This window comes from Proteiniclasticum sp. (assembly GCF_032054185.1).
In the GTDB taxonomy this organism is placed as follows: domain Bacteria; phylum Bacillota; class Clostridia; order Clostridiales; family Clostridiaceae; genus Proteiniclasticum.
Genome location: NZ_DAMBTF010000029.1, coordinates 1 through 17,671, shown reverse-complemented (window position 1 = coordinate 17,671; position 17,671 = coordinate 1). Strand labels below are relative to the sequence as shown.

17 protein-coding genes are annotated in these 17,671 nt (G+C 43.7%); 14 read left to right on the top strand and 3 right to left on the bottom strand.

Going from position 1 to position 17,671, the window contains the following annotated elements; genetic code table 11:
* Window positions 1–124: 124 nt before the first annotated feature.
* Entirely contained in the window at window positions 125–901 is a 777-nt protein-coding gene (gene map / locus RTX25_RS12815; protein ID WP_312654291.1) for a type I methionyl aminopeptidase, read from the bottom strand.
* A gap of 204 nt (window positions 902–1,105) precedes the next feature.
* Between map and fusA the strand changes: the two genes are divergently transcribed.
* The 6 genes from fusA (at window position 1,106) to RTX25_RS12785 (ending at window position 8,811) form a co-directional block, all read left to right on the top strand.
* The gene (fusA, locus tag RTX25_RS12810) at window positions 1,106–3,196 is read left to right on the top strand and encodes an elongation factor G (protein WP_312654315.1); all 2,091 of its coding nucleotides are present in this window, start codon (window positions 1,106–1,108) and stop codon (window positions 3,194–3,196) included.
* 188 nt (window positions 3,197–3,384) lie between these two features.
* Entirely contained in the window at window positions 3,385–4,341 is a 957-nt protein-coding gene (locus RTX25_RS12805; RefSeq protein WP_312654289.1) for an ROK family protein, read from the top strand.
* Between the two features lie 180 nt (window positions 4,342–4,521).
* Entirely contained in the window at window positions 4,522–5,148 is a 627-nt protein-coding gene (locus RTX25_RS12800; RefSeq protein ID WP_312654287.1) for a histidine phosphatase family protein, read from the top strand.
* A complete protein-coding gene (locus RTX25_RS12795; RefSeq protein WP_312654285.1) occupies window positions 5,148–6,398 on the top strand; it encodes a competence/damage-inducible protein A in 1,251 nt (416 codons plus the stop codon). Before RTX25_RS12800 ends, RTX25_RS12795 begins: the two co-directional genes overlap by 1 nt.
* A 37-nt stretch (window positions 6,399–6,435) precedes the next feature.
* Window positions 6,436–7,992 carry an ABC-F family ATP-binding cassette domain-containing protein gene (locus RTX25_RS12790; RefSeq protein ID WP_312654283.1) on the top strand — a complete coding sequence of 519 codons (1,557 nt, stop codon included), beginning with the start codon at window positions 6,436–6,438 and terminating at the stop codon, window positions 7,990–7,992.
* A 123-nt stretch (window positions 7,993–8,115) separates the two neighbouring features.
* Entirely contained in the window at window positions 8,116–8,811 is a 696-nt protein-coding gene (locus RTX25_RS12785; protein ID WP_312654281.1) for a FadR/GntR family transcriptional regulator, read from the top strand.
* Window positions 8,812–8,977: 166 nt separating this feature from the next.
* Here the strand turns inward: RTX25_RS12785 and RTX25_RS12780 are convergent, their stop codons facing one another.
* Entirely contained in the window at window positions 8,978–9,130 is a 153-nt protein-coding gene (locus RTX25_RS12780) for a DUF6019 family protein (protein ID WP_312654279.1), read from the bottom strand.
* A 45-nt stretch (window positions 9,131–9,175) separates the two neighbouring features.
* The gene (locus RTX25_RS12775; RefSeq protein WP_312654277.1) at window positions 9,176–9,652 is read right to left on the bottom strand and encodes a hypothetical protein; all 477 of its coding nucleotides are present in this window, start codon (window positions 9,650–9,652) and stop codon (window positions 9,176–9,178) included.
* A gap of 320 nt (window positions 9,653–9,972) precedes the next feature.
* Between RTX25_RS12775 and RTX25_RS12770 the strand changes: the two genes are divergently transcribed.
* From RTX25_RS12770 to RTX25_RS12735, 8 genes are all read left to right on the top strand, one after another.
* Window positions 9,973–10,320: a CidA/LrgA family protein gene (locus RTX25_RS12770; RefSeq protein ID WP_312654275.1), complete on the top strand. Its 348-nt coding sequence runs from the start codon at window positions 9,973–9,975 to the stop codon at window positions 10,318–10,320.
* Window positions 10,320–11,012 (top strand): LrgB family protein, encoded by a 693-nt coding sequence (locus tag RTX25_RS12765; RefSeq protein WP_312654273.1) that lies wholly within the window; start codon window positions 10,320–10,322, stop codon window positions 11,010–11,012. The genes RTX25_RS12770 and RTX25_RS12765 overlap by 1 nt, the downstream gene beginning before the upstream one ends.
* Window positions 11,013–11,048: 36 nt before the next feature.
* Window positions 11,049–11,837: an electron transfer flavoprotein subunit beta/FixA family protein gene (locus RTX25_RS12760; protein WP_312654271.1), complete on the top strand. Its 789-nt coding sequence runs from the start codon at window positions 11,049–11,051 to the stop codon at window positions 11,835–11,837.
* Between the two features lie 12 nt (window positions 11,838–11,849).
* Complete coding sequence (locus tag RTX25_RS12755; RefSeq protein ID WP_312654269.1) at window positions 11,850–13,049, top strand: FAD-binding protein; 1,200 nt, start codon at window positions 11,850–11,852, stop codon at window positions 13,047–13,049.
* 2 nt (window positions 13,050–13,051) lie between these two features.
* The gene (locus RTX25_RS12750) at window positions 13,052–14,449 is read left to right on the top strand and encodes an FAD-binding oxidoreductase (protein ID WP_312654314.1); all 1,398 of its coding nucleotides are present in this window, start codon (window positions 13,052–13,054) and stop codon (window positions 14,447–14,449) included.
* A gap of 123 nt (window positions 14,450–14,572) precedes the next feature.
* Complete coding sequence (locus RTX25_RS12745; RefSeq protein WP_312654267.1) at window positions 14,573–15,157, top strand: carboxypeptidase-like regulatory domain-containing protein; 585 nt, start codon at window positions 14,573–14,575, stop codon at window positions 15,155–15,157.
* 134 nt (window positions 15,158–15,291) lie between these two features.
* Window positions 15,292–15,636 carry an FMN-binding protein gene (locus tag RTX25_RS12740; RefSeq protein WP_312654265.1) on the top strand — a complete coding sequence of 115 codons (345 nt, stop codon included), beginning with the start codon at window positions 15,292–15,294 and terminating at the stop codon, window positions 15,634–15,636.
* A 123-nt stretch (window positions 15,637–15,759) separates the two neighbouring features.
* Window positions 15,760–17,121 carry an MATE family efflux transporter gene (locus tag RTX25_RS12735; RefSeq protein ID WP_312654264.1) on the top strand — a complete coding sequence of 454 codons (1,362 nt, stop codon included), beginning with the start codon at window positions 15,760–15,762 and terminating at the stop codon, window positions 17,119–17,121.
* Window positions 17,122–17,671: the final 550 nt, after the last annotated feature.

Genomic DNA, 17,671 nt, shown 5'->3' with positions numbered 1-17,671 from the left:
TTTTTATCCAAGTGCCATAAAAACTGCAGTCTGAGGAGAATAGCAATCCCCCAGCATTCATCCAGGGATGAGTGCTGGGGGATGATTGCATCATGGATTTCTCCAAAGAATTGCTTTCAGAAAATCAGATGAACGGATCGAAAAAGTCCGCTTCTTCTCCATTGGTCAGAATGACGGGACCTTCTTTGGTCACAACGACCGTATGCTCAAACTGATAGACATAATTCCCATGAGGTGTCTTCAGTGTCCATCCGTCCGGATACTCTTCCACATAGTCGTCATTTTCAGTGATGAAGGTCTCAATGGCAAGGACATGTCCTTCCCGTATGAGTGAGGCGCCTCTTCTTTCATTGTAGTTGAAGATGTTCTCCGGGCTGTCATGAAGGGTCTTGCCCACGCCATGGCCGGTAAGATTACGGATGACGTTGAAGCCATGAAGTCTTGCTTCGTTATATACTGCTCGGCCAAGATTGTTTGACATGGTGCCGGGCATGGCTTTTTCAATGGATTTATACATGGCGCGTTTAGCCACTTCCTGAAGTTTCAGGAGCTTTTCTTCTACGGGAGGAATATTGAGTGTCATACCAGTGTCTGCAAAGTATCCGTTTTTTGATGCGGAAACGTCGATATTCACCTTGTCTCCTTCCTTGAGAACATAGCCGGAAGGAATTCCGTGAGCTACGACATCATTGACGCTGATGCAGGTGTATCCGGGAAAATCATATTCGCCCATGGGGGCAGATTCCGCACCGTGCTTTTCGAATATATCTTTAGCGATGAGGTCCAGCTCCAATGTCGTGATGCCTGCTTTTGCGGATTTTGCCATGGTATCTCGTGCCAAAGCGCATATGCGGCCAATTTCTTTTAGGGCTTCCAGGTCCCTTTCTGTCTTAATTATCATATCAAATCACACTCCATTTCTATTATATGCTCATTTACCGAACTTTGAAAATAAAACTTCACATGAATTCACCGAATATATTACAAAATTTGGAAAAAGAGAAGCCTGATTATAGAAAATACTCAGAAAATTTGTTATGATGAAAGAGAAGTTAAAGGTTTTCATAAGGAAAACAAATCATTAGTAGGAGGACAGGATATGTATATCAAAGAGTACCGTATCAATAATTTGCGTAATGTCGGAATAATCGGCCACAGTGGCACTGGAAAAACATCTTTGGCTGAGGCACTTCTTTTTTACACCAAGTCGGTTGACAGACTTGGAAGAGTAGAAGACGGGACAACAACAACGGACTTTGACTCTGAAGAAAAGAAGAAACAGATCTCACTCCAGGCTTCTGTGGCTCCATTCACTTATCAGGACATCAAATTCAACTTGGTGGATGTACCGGGATTCTTCGATTTCATCGGAGAACAGATCCAGGGTATGAGAGCAGTTGACGTGGCAACAATTGTTGTATCCGCAGCTTCTGGAATTGAAGTTGGAACCGATAAAGCCTGGGATTATTGCAATAAAATCAAGCTTCCTAGAACATTTTTCATCAACAAACTGGATAGAGACCATACTGATTTTGATAAGGTCTTTGCTCAGCTGAAAGAGAAATACGGTATGAGCGTCGTACCGATCCAGTATCCCGTCGGGAAGGAAGAGAATTTCCATGGAGTGGTCAACATCATCTCCAACCGTGCAAGAATACATGATCCTAAGACTTTAGAAATGAAAGAAGCTCCTGTTCCAGAGGAATTAGTTGATAAAATAGCTGAACTGAGAGAAATGATCGTTGAGTCAGTTGCCCAGACCGATGAAGCACTTCTTGAGAAGTACTTCGGAGGGGAAGAACTCACGGAAAAGGAAATATATGATGCACTCATCAAGGGATGTGCATCAGGTGACATCGCTCCTGTGACATGCGGAAGCGCAACGAAGGTCATCGGAATGAGTACACTTCTTGAAGATATGATCGAATGTTTCCCGACTCCAGAATATGCGATTCCGCAGAAAGCGGTCATTGTTGAAACCGGCGAAACGGAGTTTATTTCCCTCACGGAAGACAAACCGTTCTCAGGATTTGTGTTTAAGACCATCGCCGATCCTTTCGTAGGCAAAATTTCACTCTTCAGAGTCGTCACCGGACATATCAGACCCGATACACCGGTATATAACACCAACCAGGACAAGCCTGAAAAAATCAACACACTCATCTTCCTGAGAGGAAAGAATCAGATCCTTACAGACAAAATCATAGCAGGGGATATCGGAGCTGTAACAAAGCTTCAGCATACAAGAACCGGCGAAACCATATGTGATCCGAAGTTCAAGCTCATCTATGACAAATTCAACTTCCCTGCACCGACCATGACCATGGCGGTCATGCCTAAGGCAAAAGGGGATGAAGACAAGATTTCCTCGGGACTTCAGCGACTTGTGGAAGAAGATCCTACCTTTACCGTTGAAAGAGACAAAGAGACTGCTGAAATTCTGATTTCCGGTCAGGGAGACACCCATCTGGAAATTCTCGCATCAAGACTGAAATCGAAATTCGGGGTTGATGTGGAGCTGAGAAAACCAAGAATTCCATATAGAGAGACGATCAAGAAAAAGTCGGACGTTCAGGGAAAACACAAGAAGCAGTCAGGGGGACATGGACAGTACGGAGACGTTAAAATCATCTTCGAACCTAGAAGTGACGGAGAAGAAGAAATGCTCTTTGTGGATAAGGTTGTCGGTGGTGCAGTACCGAGAAACTATATCCCTGCAGTGGAAAAAGGCTTAAGAGAATCCATTCAGGAAGGAATTGTTGCAGGATATCCTGTAATCAAGCTTCAGGCAACACTTTATGACGGCAGCTTCCATGCGGTGGACTCATCGGAAATGGCATTTAAAGTTGCTGCAAACCTTGCCTTCAAGAGAGGTATGGAGCTGGCATCACCTGTGCTGCTTGAACCGATCATGAAAGCCAGCATCACTGTTCCTGATGAATACATGGGCGACATCATGGGCGACATCAACAAGAAGAGAGGAAGAGTACTTGGTATGGAACCCATAGACGGCAAACAGATGGTTATTGCAGAAGTTCCGCTGTCTGAAATGCAGACCTATGCCACCGATCTTCGATCCATGACACAGGCTAGAGGTGACTTCAAGCTTGAATACTCAAGATATGAGGAAGTACCACCTAATGAAGTGACAAAAATCGTCGAAGAGACGAAAAAAATGAGAGAAGCCAAAGAATAGACGCACAGGAAGAGCTCATGAAAATGAGCTCTTCTTTATGGTGTTGCAGTTAGAGAACAGAGCTTCAGCGGGAATAAGAGAAGATATATCTATATGACATAGGAAGAAAAGAATCTGAAGTCTACGCGTAGGTCTATCACCTATCCCATGGTATAATAAGAGAAATGAAATATTGTGGAGGATTTAATATGAAGAAATATGTAATCGGCGTTGATCTTGGGGGAACGAAGATCACAACAGCCATAAGTGATCTCACCGGTAAAATCGTCGAAAAAACTACCCTAGCCACAGGATCTCATCTGGGTGAAGAAGTGGTTATGGAGAGAATTTTCGAGTCCATATCCATGGTGCTTGAAGCATCCGGAATCAGCAGCGAAGAGGTCAGAGCTATAGGTATCGGAGCTCCGGGGCCACTTGACTCTGAAAAAGGGATCATCATCACAACGCCAAACCTTCCATTTCGAAATTACAATGTGGTCAAGCCCATAGAAAACAGATTCGGAGTAAAAACCTATCTGGATAATGACGCCAATGCCGCGGCTATAGGTGAATATACCTTTGGAGCCGGTAAAGGAACAAGACATATGATCTACATCACGGTCTCTACTGGTGTCGGCGGAGGCGCTGTGCTTAATGGAAGACCTTATCGAGGAAACACATCCAATGCACTCGAAGTGGGTCATATGACCATTGAACCGTTCAGTAAGCATCAGTGCAACTGCGGTAAGTTCGGAGATCTGGAAGCGCTCGCTTCAGGAACTGCTATTGCCAAAAGAGCTAAGGAAGCGGTACTTGAGGGACGGGAAACCTCTCTAAAGGATATCGAAACCATAACAAGCTACGAGGTGCATCAGGCATACCTTGAAGGGGATAAAGTGGCCATGGAAATCCTTGAGAATGCCTTCATGTATATGGGCATCGGAATCGCAAATCTCATCGTGAATTTCGACCCTGAAGTCATCGTCATCGGCGGTGGTGTGACAAAGATCGGAGATCTTTTCTTTGAGAAGGTCAAGGAAAGCGCGAGAAAGAGAAGCTTCGACTTCATGTTTGATGCCACAAAGATCCTTCCCGCTGAGCTTGGTCAGGAAGCCGGTGTTGTGGGTGCAGTAGCCCTTGCACTCATTGAAAGCGAAGAGAAATAGACAGATAGTTAAGGCTCTCTACCATGAATTTGATAGAGGGTCTTTATTATGGGGTTCTCTTACAGATCAAGGAGAAGATGAGCGGCAGCATCTTTTGGGTCGCAAGGGAATAATTGTTTTGTGAATAGGACAGATTATGATAGAATAGATAGGTTAGAAAATGAAGGCAGGAGGCAGGGTATGCTAAATCTTTATATCACCAGACATGGTGAAACAAAGTGGAATACAGAAAGAAGACTTCAGGGATGGCTGAATTCACCTTTGACAGAGAAGGGTATCCTTCAGGGAAAGAAGCTCAATCAGGCCGTAAGGATGTATGGAATCAATAAGATCTACTCAAGCCCTAGTGAAAGAGCGGTTAAGACCGCAATTTCCGCAAAGGGTGATCTGGATCTGGAAATCGAACTTTTAGATGAACTTAGAGAAATGAATATGGGCGAATGGGAAGGTAGGACACTTGAGGAAATCAGAGTGAAAGATCCTGAGAATTTCGAGAATTACTGGACGAGACCCCATCTGTTCGTTAAAAATACAGGCGAGAACTTTGATGAAATGCTGGCACGCGCAAAGAAGGCGCTGGAGAAGATCATTTCGGAAAACAAGGAAGGAAATATCCTTGTGGTCACTCATGGGGTGACACTGAAAGCGCTTATGAGCTGCTTCAGCCCGGAAGGTTTCATCAGATTCTGGACCAAACCCGTAGTTGAACAGGCCAGCATTTCCATGGTGCGGGTAACGGACCTCGAAGTAGGTGAAATCATGCTCTATGGAGATACCAGGCATTTTGAAGAAGGGGAGATGAGATAATGGATGCAGAAATCATGGCAGTGGGCACTGAGCTCCTTTTAGGAGACATCATCAATACCAACGCTCAGTATCTGGCAAAGGAGCTTGCCCTATTGGGTATCGGCATCTACAGACAGACGACCGTCGGGGATAATGAGGAAAGGCTGAAAACAGCACTCAGACAGGCACTTAAGGATACGGAGATCGTCATAACAACAGGAGGTCTTGGACCTACATCTGATGACATCACAAAGGAAGTTTCAGCAATGGTTCTTGGAAAAGAACTCGTTCTTCATGAGCCTTCCTATGAAGTGATCAAGTCCTATTTCAGAAACAACGACCGTGCGATGCTGAACGGCAATCAGAAGCAGGCGATGTTTCCTGAAGGTTCCATCATTCTTGACAATCCTAACGGTACAGCACCCGGCTGCATCATAAAGGGAGAGGACAACCGCTTCATCATCAATCTTCCAGGACCACCGAAGGAAATGGTGCCGATGTTCGAAAATAAGGTGAAACCATTCCTTTCTCAGTTCATGGAGCATACCATAATATCAAAGACACTCCGATGCATCGGTCTTGGTGAATGGGATATGGCAACAAGAGTCAAAGATCTCATTGATTACAGTGAGAATCCTACTGTTGCGCCATATGCAAAAGACGGTGAATCCATACTGAGAATCACTGCGAAGGCGAAAAATGAAGAAGAGGCAAGAAACATGATTCTGCCTGTGGAAGAGGAAATCAGAAACAGAATCGGAGAGTATATCTATGGAACAGATGAAGATACTCTTCAGGATGTCATCGGTAGAGAACTTGTGGCGAACAGACGCTCCATCGCCATAGCGGAATCCGTAACCGGCGGAATGATCGCATCAAGGCTGCTGGGCTATGAAGGCGGCATGTCGGAAGTGCTGGAAGAGGCGTTCATCACCTACAGCAATGCTTCCAAGGTGAAGTATCTGGGTGTGAATGAGGCTACACTTGAAGCCTACGGCGCAGTAAGTGAAGAGACCTGCACAGAGATGGCAGAAGGTCTTTATGAGAAAACCGGAGCGGATGTATGTCTTGTCACTACAGGTATAGCCGGACCCACCGGAGGCAGCGAAGAAAAACCGGTCGGTCTTGTATATATCGGTATCGGGGTCAAAGGTAAAGTCACTGTGTTCAAGCACTACTTTACCGGAGGCAGAGAAAAGATACGCGTCCGTGCGACCATAACTGCACTGGATTATTTAAGAAGAGAAATCTTAGCCATGGAAATGGCTTAAGCATCAGACGAAAAAAGAATAGAGGTAGAGATTAAATTTGAGTATATTAACAGTAAAAAACATCAGCCACGGCTTTGGAGACAGAGCAATATTTGAAGATGTGAGCTTCAGACTCCTTAAGGGAGAACATGTGGGAATCATCGGTGCCAATGGGGAAGGAAAGTCCACTTTCATGAATATCGTCACAGGAAAACTGCAGCCCGATGAAGGAACAGTGGAATGGGCGAATCGTGTAAGAGTGGGGTATCTTGATCAGCATTCAAGCCTTGAAAAAGGCGCAACCATACAGGATGTGCTGAGAAGCGCATTCAAGTATCTTTTTGACATGGAACAGGAAATCCTTGATATCGGAGATAGAATGGGCAGCTGCTCAGAAGAGGAGCTTTACAGACTTATGGACGATATGGGTACCCTTCAGGATATCCTGGATAACAGCGGCTTCTACAATATCGACTCAAAAGTCGAAGAAGTGGCTAGAGGTCTAGGACTACGTGATGTGGGCCTTGACAAACAGGTGGATGAACTCTCAGGAGGACAGAGAAGCAAGGTGCTTCTTGGAAAGCTACTGCTTGAATCTCCGGACATCCTTCTTCTTGATGAGCCTACAAACTATCTTGACGAGGAGCATATCAATTGGCTGAAGATCTATCTCAATAACTATGAGAATGCCTTTATGCTGATTTCCCATGATATCCCGTTCATCAACGAAGTGGTCAATCTCATTTATCATATGGAAAACAAGGAACTCTCAAGATATGTGGGGAATTATGATGATTTCCAGATGATCTATGAGGCCAAGAAGAAGCAGGTAGAATCTGCATACGAAAGACAGCAGCAGGAAATCAACAAGCTTGAAGACTTCATCGCAAGGAACAAGGCGAGAGTGGCTACATCCAATATGGCGAAATCCAGACAGAAGAAACTGGATAAAATGGACAAGATCGAGCTTATGAAGGACAAGCCTAAGCCGACGTTCGAGTTCAAGATCGGAAAAACATCCGGAAAGCTGATTTTCAAAACCGATAATCTTGTCATCGGATATGATGAGCCGCTGACAAAGCCTGTCAATGTCTATCTTGAAAAGGGCATGAAAGTTGCGCTGACAGGAGCCAACGGTCTTGGTAAGTCCACGCTGCTGAAGAGTCTTATGGGTCTTATTCCACCTTTTGGCGGAGAAATCGAGACCGGCGAGAACATCGAAATCGGATACTTCGAGCAGGAGGGTTCAAGGGACAACTATAAGACCTGTATCGAAGATTTCTGGGCGGAATATCCCGGATACAACCAGTACGAAGTTAGAAGCGCACTGGCAAGATGTGGCCTGACCACAAAGCACATCGAATCAAAGATCGTTGTCCTTTCCGGAGGAGAGCAGGCTAAAGTGAGACTGGCAAAGGTCATGAACAGAGACGCCAATGTTCTTCTACTTGATGAACCGACAAACCATCTTGACCAGGATGCGAAAGACGAGCTGAAGAGAACACTTAAGGAGTATAAGGGAACCATTCTTCTCGTTTCTCACGAAAAGGAATTCTATGAGGACATCGCAACACACATCTGGAACTGCGAAGAGTGGACAAGAAAGATATTCTAAGCTGTAAAAATCTGTATGACATCCGGATTCTGTCCTGTATTGCAATGTTTCAGCGTATACGGGATAATGGAAATGAAGATAGATGAAAGAAAACGAGCGTAAAGTGAAGAAGGATGTGGGACTGTGTTTACCCCAGTAAAGAATACAAAGGTCTATGAACAGGTTATCGAACAGATCAAATATATGATCACCAGCGGAGAACTGAAAAAGGGAGACAAGCTGCCTCCGGAAAGAGAGCTTGTGGAAAAGTTTCAGGTCTCAAGGACATCGGTGAGAGAAGCCCTAAGAGCTCTGCAGATCATCGGACTCATCGAGTGCAAGCAGGGTGGGGGAAACTATATCAGGGACAGCTTTGAGGACAATCTCATCGAACCTCTGTCACTGATGTTTGTCCTTCAGAACAGCAGGAATTCAGAGATTCTGGAACTGAGAAGAGTTCTTGAAATTGAGACAGCTACCCTAGCAGCCAAGAAAATCGGTGAAAAAGATCTGAAACGTATCGGAGAGATCATTGCACTTATGAAAGGCGAACCGGATGAGAAGGACAATGTGGTTCTTGACAAGGAGCTTCATTACCTCATCGCAAGAGCATCGGGAAACAGACTGATTGTCAGTATCCTGACCGCAGTATCCTCACTGATGGATTCTTTCATCAAGGAAGCAAGAGAAGCCATCATCAATAAGGATGAGAACAAATCGGTACTTCTTGAGCATCATGAAAATATCTACAAGGCTCTTGCTGCCCATGATGAGAAGGAAGCGGCAAAGGTGATGAATGATCATATGAATCTCATCATCAGGCATATGGACATCTACTGAGAATAAAGATGGATGGCAAAGAGTATTCTGGAGGCTCCCTTAAAAGGGGAGCCTTTTTTTGTATATTCACCTTCTATCTGTGATTTCAGATTTCTTGAAAAACAAAAATAGGAGATTCATCTGAATCCCCTACCATAGTCTTCATAACATGAGTTTAAATAATGAGTCACTGGCTGTCCGGTTTTTCGGCAGGCTCTATCTTTTTTTCATTGATTTCCCGATGGGCTTCAAGAATGGCGAATTTTACGGCGTATAAGATGATGAGAAATAAAGCAGCTGCGGGGATGATGAAGGTGAAGACGGCAGCTAATCCTTCCAAAATGAGATCCTCCTTATATTTAAGCTGTAGGGTTACGGGAATTTTCTATGAATCAAGAAGATTTCCGTTTCTATCCAGAAAATTGTATTCAAAATCACCATAATGCTCGTGAACATAGACAAAGGGGAGATCAGTTACTTCGATCAGATGCTCAGCTCCATTCTCGATAATCTGAAGAGAAGTGCAGTTCTCATTGTTTATTACAAACAGATAGTCAAGTGATAATGGTGCACTTCTTAGATCGGTGCCTCGATCATACATCATAGATGTGAATCTAAGCCTGTAGCGGCTGTCTTTTTCTTCGAATTCCGCAATGCCATATTCTGATCCATAGCTATAGATCACAAGAAGTGTATCCTTACGATGGATGGAATCGACTATTTGAAGCTCAGCGTCCCAACTAAGTTCTTCCTGGATGACCTGGCGGATTTCATCATCGGTCTGGACGTAACGACTGCCACACGATGCCATGAAGAGCATCAGAATGATAGAAAAGATCAGAACCGATATTTTCTTAAGCATATTCCATTCATCTCCTTATATGTTTCCATTATACAAAATTATAGGGAAATGAAACAGGTTAATTGATAAAGATATATCAATATTCATACTATTGTGACCGATTTCATACGAAAATTCAATTATTTTTTCGCAGTCCTTGAGTTGCAGACATTGAAACTTCAGGGGCGGAGAGCAAAGGACAGCAGATGGGGATAAATGAGAGAATGTTATTTTATAAACTATGCTTTAAACGTTTCCATTCCTGTGCTAGTATTTATTTAACGATTTAAATTGGTCATACCAAATGACCATACGACCACAATAACTTTAAGGGGGATCCTATGAAAGTACTCAGACAATTCGGTACCATACTCATTATCCTGCTTGCGGGAGAAGGAATAAGAATGTCCACCGGGATCAGTATACCTGGAACGGTAATCGGCATGGTCATTCTTTTTATTCTCCTCATGACTAAAGTCATTAAACTGGAGAACATCGAAATGATTTCGAAATTTCTCCTTGACCATCTGGCGTTTCTGTTTGTTCCTGCAGGTGTAGGTCTCATCTCGAGTCTTGATGTCATCGGCAGCGCATGGCTGCCCATCATGATGATCGTCATCATTTCAACTGTTCTTGTTGTTGGGGTAACAGGATGGACTGTACAGCTGCTTAAGGGGAGGAGAAGTTAATGAGTGGATTACTCAATACACCGATATTCGGGATACTGCTTTCGGTCATCGCTTTTGAGATCGGAATCCTCATCAGCAGAAAGACAAAGAATCCGCTGGTCAATCCGCTGCTTGTTGCCATCATCATTGTCATCGTGTTCCTTCTGGGGCTGGGGATCCCAAAGGAAAAGTATGATTTAGGCGGTAGCTTCATTCTTTTCTTCCTGGGACCAGCTACGGTGGTGCTTGCAGTTCCTCTTTATAAGCAGATCGAACTTCTCAAAAAAGACTTTGTACCCATCATTGTGGGTATCCTTGCAGGAAGCGTAACCTCCATCATGAGCGTCATTCTTCTTTCAAAGCTTTTCAGAATCGATTTAAGCGTTGCAGTATCCATGCTGCCGAAGTCTGTCACTACAGCGATCGGTATGGAAATCTCCAAAGAAATCGGCGGCATCGTATCCCTTTCAGTTGCGGTGATCGTTCTGACAGGTATCACAGGAGCCGTCATCGGACCTGGACTGCTTAAGCTCTTCAGAATCAAAGATGATGTGGCGCAGGGTGTTGCCATCGGAACAGCGGCTCATGCAGTGGGGACATCAAAAGCCATGGAGCTTGGAGAAACCCAAGGAGCAATGAGTGGACTTTCCATCGGCATAGCTGGGATTGCGACAGTCATACTGGTACCTCTTCTTATGGGACTTTTAGGGTAAACAATATTAGGGAAAATTAAATTTATGGAGGGAAATATGAATATATTAGTGTGTATTAAACAGGTGCCTGGATCCAACAAGGTTGAAGTAGATGAAAAGACAGGTGTCTTGAAGCGTGACGGAGTGGATTCAAAGATGAATCCCTATGACCTCTTTGCTTTGGAAACAGCTCTTCGAATCAAGGAAGCACAGGGCGGAAGCATTACTGCTGTGACCATGGGACCTAAGCAGGCTGAAGAAGTGATCAAGGAAGCATTCATGATGGGGGTAGATCATGGTGCGCTGATTTCAGACAGAAAATTTGCAGGAGCGGATGTTCTTGCCACATCCTATACCATTTCACAGTCAGTGAAGAAGCTCGGAAATTTTGATCTTATTCTCTGCGGAAAACAGACTACAGACGGCGATACCGCACAGGTAGGACCAGAAATGGCTGAATATCTTGATATTCCTCACGTGGCCAATGTCACAAAGATCGTCGAGTACAGAGAAGATGCAATTGTTGTGGAAATGGATATGCCAAATACCATTGAAGTTGCTGCAGTTAAATATCCCTGTCTCCTGACAGTGGAGAAGGATATCTTCCAGCCAAGACTTCCTTCCTACAAGAGAAAAGTAGCCACAAAGGACAGAGAAATCACCTTAATCACATTCAGCGACTTTGAGGATCAGGACATTATGAAGTATGGACTGAACGGTTCACCCACTCAGGTGGAAAGAATCTTCCCGCCAGCCGGAAACGACAAACGTGAAATGTTCAAGGGAAGCTCAACTCAGGTTGTCCATAATGTGTCCAGCAAGCTCATTGAGCTTAAACTTGTATAGGGGGGAAGATATATGTCAACATTAAAAGTAAACCAACATCTCGTTACACCGGAAAATATGATCACACTCATAAACATCTGTCCATTCCATGCTCTGGAAGAAAATGAAGGGAAACTGGAAATCAATTCAGGCTGCAAGATGTGCAAGATCTGTGTGAATAAGGGACCAAAAGGGGTAATGGAACTTGTGGAGGAAGCACAGGTTAAAACCGTGGACAAATCTCTCTGGAAGGGTATTGCAGTTTACGTGGATCATGTGGATGGGGATATTCACCCGGTGACCATGGAACTTCTGGGTAAAGCCAGAGAACTGGCAGATAAGGTCGGTTTCCCGGTATATGCTCTATTTCTGGGACATGAGATCAAAGACAAGGCAGACGAACTTCTGCATTATGGAGCGGACAAAGTATTTGTCTATGACCATAAGGAGCTTAAGGATTTCAGAATAGAACCTTATACAGCTGCATTTGAGAAATTCATCGATGAGGTGAAGCCTTCTTCCATACTTGTCGGCGCAACGACAATCGGAAGATCACTTGCGCCAAGAGTGGCAGCAAGATTCAGAACAGGTCTTACAGCGGACTGTACTGTTCTGGATATCAAGGAGAATACCGATCTTGTGCAGATCAGACCAGCCTTCGGCGGTAACATCATGGCACAGATCAAGACACCGAATACAAGACCTCAGCTGGCTACTGTGCGCTACAAAGTCATGAATGCCATGACAAGATTAAAGGATGCCTGCGGCGAAGTGGTTCTTTGTATGATTGAAGAGAAAAAGCTCGCATCTAGGATCGAAGTTCTTGAAGTCAGGGAAAAAGCTCTGGAAGTGAGCATTTCCGATGCCGAAACCATCATAGCGGTAGGGCGAGGCGTGAAAAACGAAAAAGATATGGAAATGGTCAGGGAACTGGCACATCTTCTCAATGCTCAGATCGCAGGGACAAGACCTCTTGTCGAATCAGGATGGCTGGATGCCAAGAGACAGGTAGGACTTTCTGGAAGAACCGTCAAGCCTAAGCTCATGATCACATTAGGGATCTCAGGTTCTGTACAGTTTGCTGCAGGAATGAATGGATCTGAATACATATTTGCTGTGAATAATGATGAAAATGCTTCTATCTTCAATGTGGCTCACTATGGAATCGTAGGTGATCTTTACGAGGTATTGCCTGAACTCATCGAAAAAGTGAAGATCGCTAAGGGGGCGTAATGATGAACTATAAAAAACTGGATACAAAGGATGTCAATCATCTCATTGAACTGCTTGGTAAAGAAAGAGTATATACAGGGGAAAATATCAGTGAAGATTACAGTCATGACGAGCTGGGCGGCATCAGTGCCATGCCCGAAGTTATGGTTGAAGTTCTCTCCACAAAGGATGTGTCAGATGTCATGAAATATGCTTATGACAACAACATACCTGTGGTCATAAGAGGCTCAGGAACTGGCCTGGTCGGAGCTTCTGTCCCTATACACGGGGGCATCATGATCAATATGACAAGAATGACAAAGATCCGAGAACTGGATGAGAACAATCTTACACTGACCGTTGAACCAGGTGTCATGCTCATGGATATTGCCAAGTATGTAGAGGAAAGAGATTTCTTCTATCCACCTGATCCAGGTGAGAAGACTGCCACCATTGCGGGAAACATCAATACCAATGCCGGAGGAATGAGAGCTGTGAAGTATGGCGTGACAAGGGACTATGTGCGTGGCCTTGAAGTCGTTCTGCCTAACGGTGATATCATGAAGGTCGGTGGCAAGGTGGTCAAGAACAGTTCAGGGTACAGTGTCAAAGATATGATCTGCGGCTCTGAAGGAACACTTGCAGTCGTCACAGAAGCGACACTCAAGCTTCTTCCATTACCTAAGAAGGTCATCAGTCTGCTTATTCCATTCCCTAACCTTGATATGGCGATCAGTACAGTACCGAAGATCATCAAATCAAAAGCTGCACCTACCGCCATTGAATTCATGCAAAGAGAGGTCATCCTGGCTGCAGAGAAGTTCCTGGATAAGAAGTTTCCCGATAATTCTTCCGATGCCTACCTGCTTCTCTCCTTTGATGGCAACTCCACAGAGGAAGTGGAAAGAAACTACGACACTGTAGCAAAACTTTGCCTTGAATCCGGTGCACTTGATGTGTTCATCTCCGATACGGACGAAAGAAAACAGAGCATATGGTCCGCCAGAGGAGCCTTCCTTGAAGCGGTGAAAGCATCCACTTCCGAAATCGATGAATGCGATGTATGCGTGCCTAGAGACAAGGTGGCGGATTTCATCAACTATACAAATGATCTTCAGAAACAGTTTGATGTAAGAATCAGAAGTTTCGGTCATGCTGGTGACGGTAATCTACATGTCTATGTCTTAAGAGATGATATGAACGATGAAGAGTGGGCGAAGAAGCTCGGAGATGTCTTTGAATGCATGTATGAAAGAGCCAGAGAGCTTGAAGGCGTGGTATCGGGAGAACATGGCATAGGCTTTGCAAAGAGACCTTACATGTTTGAACAGTATGATGAATCCTACATGACTCTTTTAAAGAACATCAAACTCGCCTTTGACCCTAAAAACATACTTAATCCTGGAAAAGTCTGCCAGTAAAAAGGCATAAAGAAACCATGCAGCTGTTCACTCCCGCTGCATGGTTTCTTTTGGTGCAAAAAATATGGTTTTTCCTTAGGAGTATGGTAGTATCTTATTAGAGTTCAACAGGAGGTGACGGAGATGGGTAAGATTAACGGAATCGTATCAGATTATGAGGGCAATATTCTGGCAGACGCGGAGGTTCTTTTTGTGGACAGAAATTTTAATGTCCTTGGCAGCGGATACACCAATGAAGACGGAGAGTATTATCTGCAGATCAATGAAAAGACCAACGGTTCGGTCATTGGTACATATTCCTACGGGGAGAAATACCTTGCATTTACCCATGCAAATATCAGCACGAATATCCCGCATCGGATCAATGTTACCCTCGGTAATATTGAATTCATCCACTTTTCTCGTGAGCTTCCTGTGAATCGGGAGGTTTATACGGCAACCTTTCAACTGGTTTCTCTTGGGAAAATGAAAAGAGGAGAGAATCATCTGTCACCGGAAAAAGATGAGCATTCATTTAAGGCTCTCCTTGACGGTAAATTGATTGATGAGTTTGAAATTACTCAGATGGTGGCCGAAGTTGAAGAAAAGAATGCCACAATTGACCAGTACAGGCTCTCCTTCAAGTCTGGCAAAGATGATAGAGGAAAAGTCCTAAGCCTTGTATACAGTAAAGATAATGAATATGGAATACTTAAATCTTTTCTATGATATTATAGATATTTCCTTAATTCTTTAAGGTTATATTGAAAAAAATCAGGATAAAGGCTAAAATGAGATTGTTCGAGGATACTCATGATGTGATATCCCTGAAAAAAACATAATGCAAAAAGGAGAGATCATATATGAAGAAAATCGTAAAGATTGCAGCATCTGCCTTACTTTCAGTTGGTGTTCTTGTTGGTTGTGGATCAACATCCGCTCTTAAAGACGGTACATACAATGGTGAAGCACAGGGTCATAACGGTCCGATCAAGGTTACAGTAACTGTTGCAGAAGGCAAGGTTTCCGACATCACTGTTGACGAACATGCTGAAACAGAAGGTATCTGGGAAAAGGCTGAAGAAGCAGTTATTCCAGCAATCGTAGGCAAGACATCTGCTGATGATGCAGAAACTGTATCAGGCGCAACTGTTTCCTCAACAGGAATCAAGGATGCTGTCAACAAGGCTTTAGAAAGCGCTAAGTAAGAAATCTTATATTATTTAAAATAATTATCCCCATGGAGCTTCTAGTTAATTAGATATCCATGGGGTATAATTATTTGGTAGATTTTTACATCTGCGATTATTCAGGAACAAGGAGCTTATAACATGGGCGAAAAGGTCAATTTGACTCACGGAAAAATTAGTACGACACTGACAAGACTGGCGATTCCTATTATGGGAACCTCTTTTGTACAGATGACATATAATATCACAGACATGTTCTGGGTAGGCAAACTGGGCAGCAATTCGCTTGCAGCAGTGGGAACCGCAGGGTTTTTCTCCTGGTTTGCTTTTTCTCTGATACTTTTATCTAAGGTAGGTGCAGAAGTATTTGTTGCGCAGCATCTGGGAAGGAATGACGAAGAAGGTGCTCAGAATTATGCAAGAAGCGCCATACATCTCAATCTGATCCTTGCCGCAGGCTATGGTCTGCTGCTACTTCTCTTCAGGGAACCGCTCATTGCCTTCTTCAATCTGGGTGATGCAGGAGTCATTAAAATGGCTGTAGGCTATCTTACGATAGTTGCTTCAGGAATCCTCTTCATGTTCATAAATCCGGTCCTGACTTCGATTTTCAACGGTTCAGGAAACAGCAAAACGCCTTTCATGATCAATCTTGTAGGCCTGGGAACCAATATGATCCTTGACCCCTTACTGATCAGAGGTATTGGGCCGATACCGGCACTAGGTGTATATGGAGCGGCTCTGGCTACAATCCTCGCTCAGCTTCTGGTTACGGTGATATTCATATTTATTATGGCCACCAGCAGAGATCCTTTCTTTAAGATCAATATCTTCAGGAAAGTGGATTATACAAGAATCCGGAATATCGTCAAACTGGGATTCCCTGTAGGCATACAGAACGGTCTGTTCTCCATAATCGGAATGATTATAGCGCGAATCATATCAGTCTACGGTCCTGGAGCCATAGCGGCTCAGAAACTTGGCTCTCAGATCGAATCCATCACATGGATGACAGCTAACGGATATTCCACAGCAATCAGTGCATTTGTAGGACAGAATTATGGCGCACAGAAATACGAAAGAATTATGAAGGGTTATGCAGCAGGGTTGAGACTCATGTCGATCATTGGGGTCGCAACAACCTTATTCCTATATTTTTATGCAGAACAGCTTTTCGGCATTTTTGTCAGTGAACCGGAAACCATTGCTATGGGGGCATCCTATCTTATGATCATTGCCATCTCACAATGGTTCTCGACGCTTGAAATTTCCAATCAGGGCGCATTCAATGGACTTGGAAAGACTGTCTATCCTTCGGTTGTAGGAATAGTCTTCAATGTCCTTAGGATACCTATGGCCTATTATTTTTCGCGAAATCTTGGTATGGGACTGAATGGCGTCTGGTGGGCGATTACAATATCAAGTGTATTTAAAGGCTTAGTCCTTTTTGCTTTCTTCTACATCATCGTCATCAGAAAGTACAGAAAAACAGGTATCATCTAATCAAGAAGCCGATATGACCCTCGTAATGTGCAGCAGTAGTGCTGCATATTACGAGGGTTTTTTATTGAAAATACCAGATGGGATTCTTAGAATCCATGTACTTACAGGAAATTTCAAGGGAATTTACGCATCATCAATACATATAATATCTATAATGAGGAGGGAAATGTAGAAAGGAGAGGCAAAAGACGGGGCTAAAAACCCGAGGAATGAGTTGAGAAGAAATGATGCATTATTGAAAATGACTGGATAAATCACTCAAGCAAAACAAAAACAGTACCGTGTGTATCATGATGAGGAAAACAGAGTAAATAATTGAAAAATAGAGTGATAAGGAGATATTCTCCTGAATCTGAGATTTTATATTACTGGGGCCAGAAATAAAATGTTATTATTATCAACGTTGCCGAATAACTCTGATTACAACGCTTCAGGCGATTGACATCACATTATGTCGGTAATATAATGATAATGTTCTCTTAAAAGGAGAACTGCACAGTTCTTTGAAAATTAAACAGAATATAGGTAAAAAACAAAGTGAACTTCTGAG